Origin of the sequence: Streptomyces sp. NPDC007095 (assembly GCF_040634475.1) — a bacterium.
Lineage (GTDB): Bacteria > Actinomycetota > Actinomycetes > Streptomycetales > Streptomycetaceae > Streptomyces.
This window is the reverse complement of record NZ_JBEYFS010000387.1, coordinates 1-6493: the sequence shown is the minus strand read 5'-3', so window position 1 is coordinate 6493 and position 6493 is coordinate 1. Positions and strand designations below refer to the sequence as shown.

Annotated in this window: 5 protein-coding genes and 1 pseudogene; 5 read left to right on the top strand and 1 reads right to left on the bottom strand. The window is 71.2% G+C overall.

The annotated features are described in order from the left end of the window. Together ABZ656_RS55525 and ABZ656_RS55520 are read left to right on the top strand one after the other, a co-directional pair. Positions 1-304: zinc-binding dehydrogenase (locus ABZ656_RS55525; protein ID WP_360280014.1), on the top strand; the 304-nt coding region annotated here is incomplete at its 5' end. Between the two features lie 111 nt (positions 305-415). Further along, positions 416-1654 carry a hypothetical protein gene (locus ABZ656_RS55520; RefSeq protein WP_360280011.1) on the top strand — a complete coding sequence of 413 codons (1239 nt, stop codon included), beginning with the start codon at positions 416-418 and terminating at the stop codon, positions 1652-1654. Here the strand turns inward: ABZ656_RS55520 and ABZ656_RS55515 are convergent. Further along, positions 1587-2600, bottom strand: coding sequence for a bile acid:sodium symporter family protein (locus ABZ656_RS55515; protein WP_360280017.1), 1014 nt, complete (start codon positions 2598-2600; stop codon positions 1587-1589). The two genes, ABZ656_RS55520 and ABZ656_RS55515, sit on opposite strands and share 68 nt — an antisense overlap. A 182-nt stretch (positions 2601-2782) precedes the next feature. Between ABZ656_RS55515 and ABZ656_RS55510 the strand changes: the two genes are divergently transcribed. The 3 genes and pseudogenes from ABZ656_RS55510 to ABZ656_RS55500 all read left to right on the top strand — a co-directional run bounded on the left by ABZ656_RS55510 (position 2783) and on the right by ABZ656_RS55500 (position 6418). Continuing rightward, positions 2783-3676 (top strand): LysR substrate-binding domain-containing protein, encoded by an 894-nt coding sequence (locus tag ABZ656_RS55510; RefSeq protein WP_101401882.1) that lies wholly within the window; start codon positions 2783-2785, stop codon positions 3674-3676. A 39-nt stretch (positions 3677-3715) separates the two neighbouring features. Next, positions 3716-4258 (top strand): annotated as a pseudogene (locus tag ABZ656_RS55505) (MFS transporter); the annotation flags it as partial. Positions 4259-4591: 333 nt separating this feature from the next. After that, complete coding sequence (locus tag ABZ656_RS55500; protein ID WP_360280008.1) at positions 4592-6418, top strand: AMP-dependent synthetase/ligase; 1827 nt, start codon at positions 4592-4594, stop codon at positions 6416-6418. The last annotated feature ends 75 nt before the right edge of the window (positions 6419-6493 follow it).

Genomic DNA, 6493 nt, shown 5'->3' with positions numbered 1-6493 from the left:
CTTTCCGGCCCTCCGTCCGCCACAGGTCCAGGGGGTCGGCAGGAGCGGACATCTCACTGTTCAGCCAGCGAGCGGCGCTCAAGGCGAGCTGCCGCCCAAGTCCGTGATCGGCTTCCAGATGGCCCGGATCGCCCGGAACGAGCCGGGGCGGTACGAGCGGTGGCGCGGGGAACTGTGGCGACTGTTCGCTGAGGGAGCCCTGCGGCCCGCCGTGCACGGGGAGTTCGCCCTGGAGGACGCGGCGAAGGCGCACGCGGCGATCGAGTCGCGGAGCAACCTGGGGAAGGTGGTGCTGCGCCCCTGACAGCCGAGCCCGCATTCGGCGTGAACACGCCGCCCTCCCGGGAAGTGACCCGGGACACCGTCCTGTATCTGCCCATGGACCAAGTACGCGGCGGACACTAACGTCCCGTCCGTGCCCGACGACGCACGACGACGACGGACCGGGGCCGGCCTCGGTGTCCTGCTCGCCCTGGTCTGCGCGGCCGTGCTGCTCACCGCCCTCCCCGACCACGACCGGGAGGGCGGCGGCGCGTGCACGGCCCGTACGCTGCGGTCCTGGAGCGCGGACGCCCGGCTCACGGGCGAGTTCGCGCGGTACGGCGACGACGCGAGCCGTGTCGACGACTGGACCGGAGGCGACGGCACGCACTCGGTGCGGCTGCCGGACGGGCGGGTGCTGTGGCTGTTCTCGGACACGTATCTGGGCCAGGTGCACGGGCCGCCGAACCCGGCCGGCGAGTCGTACACGTGGCGCGACACGAGCGCCCCCCTGGTGCGGAACTCGGCCGTGGTGATGTCGAAGGACGGGCGGCTGGAGACGACGCTGCCGACGCCGGTGTTCCCGGACCCGGGGCCGGGGCGGTGGCGGTGGCCGGTCGCGGCCCGTGTCGAACCCCGCTCCCCCGGCTCCTCGGAGCAGGTCGTCCGTGTCCTGCTGTGGACCCGTACCGCCGGCCAGGCCCCGTGGATCTACGGCGTGCCCACGTCCACTGAGGTCGCCACGCTCTCACTGCCCGGCCTGCGGCTCGAAGGCATCACCACGGTCCTGGACCAGAGTTCCGTGGCGGATCCCTCCCGGCGGGTGCTGTTCGGCACCTCGACGGTCGACGCGGGCGCGTGGACATATGTCTTCGGCGGCGACGACGGGCAGGCCGCCTCGCGCCCCGCCTCGCAGGCATACGTGGCGCGGGTGCCGCGCGGCCGGCTCGGCCAGCCGGCTGCCTGGGAGTACTGGGACGGCAGCGGATGGGCGGTGCGGGTACGGCCGGGGCCGGTGCTCGGCGACGGGCGGCGGACCGGGGTCGGCAGCGCGTTCACGGTGGTGCGGGACGGCGGGACGTACGTCCTGTTCACGATGGCGGCGGGCACCGCGGGCCTGACGACGATCACCTCGTACTGGGCGTGCGCGCCGACCGGCCCCTGGCACGGGCCCACCCGGAGCTTCAGTCCGTCCCTGCCGCAGGGGCAGGTGGCCGCGTACAACCCGCAGGTGCACGCGGCGCTGAGCGACGGCGACCGGCTCGTCCTGAGCTATGACGTGAACTGGCTGGACACGACGGGCGGTGTCTCGGCGCAGGCGAACCTCAGTCGGAACGTGGCGCTGTACCGACCGCGATTCGTGACGCTGCGACTGGGGGAACCGGGGTCGTAGCCACCTCGGGGTCGTGAGCGCGGCGCTTGGCGATCACCGCGCACACCATCAGCTGCATCTGGTGGAAGAGCATCAGTGGCAGCACCGCGAGCGAGGCGTGCGCGCCGAACAGCACGCTGGCCATGGGAAGCCCCGAGGCGAGGGACTTCTTCGACCCGGCGAACTGGATCGCGATGCGGTCCTCGCGGTGGAAGCCCAGTGCCCTACCGCCGTACCAGGTGAGCGTCAGCATCACCGCGAGCAGCACGGCCTCGACCGCGAGCAGTCCCGCCAGTCGGACCGCGCTCACCTGGTGCCATATGCCCTGCACCATGCCCTCGCTGAACGCCGTGTAGACGACGAGCAGGATCGAGCCGCGGTCGACGTATCCGAGGACCTTCTTGTGACGCGTGATTGCCGCGCCGATCCAGCGGCGCAGCACCTGCCCGGCGAGGAACGGCACCAGCAGTTGCAGCACGATCTTGACCAGCGAGTCCGCGGAGAAGCCGCCGCCGCTGTTGCCCAGCAGTGCCGCGGCGAGCAGCGGGGTGACGACGATGCCCACGAGGGAGGAGAAGGAGCCGGCGCAGATCGCGGCGGGCACGTTGCCCCGGGCCATGGAGGTGAAGGCGATCGACGACTGGATGGTCGAGGGAACGAGCGTGAGGAAGAGCAGACCGGTGTAGAGGTTGTGTGTCAGGAGCACCGGTTCGAGGCCGCGGGCGGCCAGGCCGAGCAGCGGGAAGACGACGAAGGTGCAGGCCAGGACGGTGACGTGGAGTCGCCAGTGCTTGAGGCCTTCGACCGCCTCACGGGTGGAGAGCCTGGCCCCGTAGAGGAAGAAGAGGAAGGCGATGGCGGCCGTGGACGCGCCCGCCGCGACGTCGGCGCCCGTACCCCGCGCGGGGAGCAGCGCCGCGAGGCCCACTGTCCCGAGCAACAGCAGGATGTACGGGTCGATCGGCATCCAACTCGGCCACTGCAGGCGTTTCACGGTGCTCCACTGCTCAGACGTCGTACGGGGTCGGCCCCGGGCACGGGGGGGGTCCCGGGGCGGGTCGTGCCCTCTCCATCGTCCTCTTCCGGCCCGCGATCGGGAATCCGTCATACCGTTCTGACTGTCATCGCGATTCGCGATAACGTGGGGGTGTGTACGACCCCTCCCAACTGCGTACCTTCCTGGCGGTGGCCCAGACCCTGAGCTTCACGCAGGCCGCCCGGCGGCTCGGGCTGCGCCAGTCCACCGTCAGCCAGCACGTACGTCGTCTGGAGGACGCCGTGGGACGGCAGCTGTTCTCGCGGGACACGCACTCCGTGGAGCTCACCGAGGACGGCGAGGCGATGCTCGGCTTCGCGCGCCGCATCCTGGCGGTGCACGAGCAGGCGACCGCCTTCTTCACGGGCACCCGCCTGCGCGGCCGGCTGCGTTTCGGCGCCTCCGAGGACTTCGTCCTGACCCGGCTCCCGGAGATCCTGGAGGGCTTCCGGTACGACCATCCGGAGGTGGACCTGGAGCTGACGGTCGAGCTGTCCGGCACGCTGCACGAACAGCTCACGGCGGGCAACCTGGACCTGGTGCTGGCGAAGCGGCGGCCCGAGGACCCGCGCGGCGAGCTGGTCTGGCACGACCGCCTGGTGTGGATCGGCGCGGAACGCCTGCGGCTCGACCCCGACCGCCCGGTCCCCCTGATCGTCTACCCGCCCCCGGGCATCACCCGCGCCCTCGCCTTCGAAGCCCTGGAGCGCCAGGGCCGCGCGTGGCGCATCGCCTGCACCAGCGGCAGCCTGAACGCCCTCGTCGCGGCGGCCCGCGCGGGCCTCGGCGTGATGGCCCACTCACGCGGACTGATCCCCCCGGGCCTCGTCCGCGTCCCGGACCGCGCGGGCTTGCCGGAACTGGGCGAGGTCGACTTCGTCCTGGTGCACGGGCAGCGGCGTACGTCCGCGCAGGGGGCGTCGGACGCGCTCGCGGCCGCGATCCTGGGCGGCGGGGACCGGCTGCTGCGGGGTGGCGGGGCTAGCGCGTCGGTCTCGCGTACGTGAGTTGTTCGATGCGGCGCAGCAACGGGGTCGTCTCGACATGCTGGACGGCACGGGGTTCCGGCGCGGCTGACGATAGGCGGCGGGCTGCTCCTGGTCGGATCGGGCGCGTTCTGCCAGGCCGTGCTGGACGCGGGTACGAGTTGGACGGTGCTGGTGCCGTGCCTCGTCCTGGTCGGCATCGGCACGGGCTTCGTGTCACCCGCCATCGCGGGCGCCGCGCTCGCCGCCGTGCCGCCGGAGCGGGCGGGCATGGCGGGCGGCGCGGTGAACACGGTCCGCCAGCTGGGGTCCGCGCTCGGGGTCGCCGTCTCCGGCACGGTGCTGACCTCCCGCATGCAGGACACGCTCTCGCACGACGCGGCCCACACCCTGGCCGGCGGCGGCGCCGGGACACTGCGCGGCCCTCTCTCCGAACACCCCCTGCGGGCCGCCTTCGCCTAGGGGCTCGACTCGGCGTCGGTGGCGGCGGGCGTGACGGGGATGGTCGCCGGTGCGCTGGTACTGGTGTTGGTGCGGACGCCGCGCGCTGTGACGGACACGGCCGAGGCACCGGCGGAGCGGGCGACGGCGTCCCGCACATGACACCGGTGAGGGCCCGGTGATGACACCGGCGGAGCCGGTCCCGGAGCCACCGGGACCGGCTCCGGCGGTAGCCGTACGGCACGGAATCGGAACCTCCGTGTCCGGTATTCGGCGCCCCGTGCCCCGTAGGAGGGTCGTACAGATTCCGTGGAGATTGCGGGGCCGAAACTTACGCGGGCGTAGGGAAGATGTCCGGTCCCTTCCCCTTGTGCGGGCATTTTCTCGACTGACCAGTGCATATGCCGCACCCTCCGGCGCTTTGACCCCTCTCCCGCCCGGCCGCTGGGTGGGGTAGCTTCCAAGGCGCTGTGCGGAGCGCCACTAGGAGCGGGATTGCGCGAGTTCACCAACCCTCCGTTGGCGTCGGCGCCGCCGGTGGGCGGCCTGGCCGACGTCGTGTTCGACCATGCCCAGGAAGACCCGCTGCGGGCCGCGTTCGGCCGCAAGGACGAGACCGAACAGTGGCGCGATGTGACGGCCGCCGAGTTCCGTGACGAGGTCCTCGCACTCGCCAAGGGACTGCTCGCCCAGGGAATCCGATTCGGCGACCGGGTCGCGATCATGTCCCGTACCCGCTACGAATGGACACTCTTCGACTACGCATTGTGGACGATCGGCGCCCACGTCGTCCCCATGTACTCGACGTCCTCGGCCGAGCAGGTCTTCTGGATGCTGCACGACGCGCAGGTGTCGGCCGCGGTGGTCGAGCACGAGGACCACGCGATGACCATCGCCACGGTGATCGACCGGCTGCCCCAGCTGCACAAGCTCTGGCAACTGGACGCGGGCGCGGTGCAAGAGCTCTACGAGGCGGGCGCGAGCATCGACGACGAGGTGGTTCACCGGCACCGGCGCGCCGTCACCCCCGAGTCGATCGCGACGATCATCTACACCTCGGGCACCACGGGCCGTCCCAAGGGCTGCGTCATCTCGCACGCCAACTTCATGGCCGAGGCGAGCACGGTCATCGGGCTCATGGAACCGATCTTCGCCTCCAAGCGCGACAACGAGGCGTCCACCCTGCTGTTCCTGCCGCTCGCGCATGTCTTCGGGCGGATGGTCCAGGTCGCGGGCGTCCTCGGGAAGGTCAAGCTGGGCCATCAGCCGCAGATGCACGCCGCCGTGCTGCTGCCCGACCTGGCCGCGTTCCAGCCGACGTTCATCCTGGCGGTGCCGTACATCTTCGAGAAGGTCTTCAACGCGGCCCGCCGCAAGGCCGAGAAGGACGGAAAGTCCGGTGCCTTCGAGAAGGCCGTGGAGGTCGCGGTCCGCTACGCGGACGCGATCGAGGCAAAGGCGTGGGGGATCGGCGCCGGGCCGTCGGCGAGCCTGCGGATGCAGCACCAGTTCTTCGACAAGGTCGTCTACACCAAGATGCGCGCCGCCATGGGCGGCCGGGTCAGACACGCGGTGTCGGGCGGCTCCGCGATGGACCGTCGGCTCGGGCTGTTCTTCGCCGGCGCGGGCATCCAGATCTACGAGGGATACGGGCTCACCGAGACCACCGCCGCCGCGGTCGTCACCCCGCCCGAGCGGACCCGGTACGGGACGGTCGGCCAGGCCATTCCGGGTATGACCGTGCACATCGCGGACGACGGCGAGATCTGGCTGCACGGCGACAACATCTTCCAGGGCTATCTGAACGACCCCAAGGCCACCGACGCCGCACTGCACGACGGCTGGCTCGCCACCGGCGACCTCGGCACCCTCGATGAGGACGGCTTCCTCACCATCACCGGGCGCAAGAAGGAGATCCTGGTGACCTCCGGCGGCAAGAGCGTCTCGCCCGGCGTCCTGGAGGAGCGCGTCCGCGACCATCCGCTGGTCGCCCAGTGCATCGTGGTCGGCAACGACCGGCCGTACATCGCGGCGCTCGTCACCCTCGACTCCGAGGCCGTCGAACACTGGCTCCAGATGCGGGGCAAGGCGCGGCTTTCCCCGTCCGAGCTGGTGCGCGACCCGGACCTGGAGACCGAGGTGCGGCGGGCGGTGGTCGCCGCGAACACCCTGGTCTCGCAGGCCGAGTCGATCCGTACGTTCCGGATACTGGCGAACCAGTTCACCGAGGAGCACGGGCTGCTGACGCCTTCGCTGAAGTTGAAGCGGAAGGCGATCGAGAACGCGTATGCGACAGAGGTGGAGGCGTTGTACCGGTCATGAGCCCGGTACAACGCCTCGGCCGGGCTAGGCCCTGTCGTCAAATTCCCGTCTGCCCTGCGACGCCATGCACGCACT

Bases quoted from the DNA above. Each gene is read 5' to 3' on its own strand.
- ABZ656_RS55515 (WP_360280017.1), bottom strand. From the start codon at position 2,600: ATGCCGATCGACCCGTACATCCTGCTGTTGCTCGGGACAGTGGGCCTC.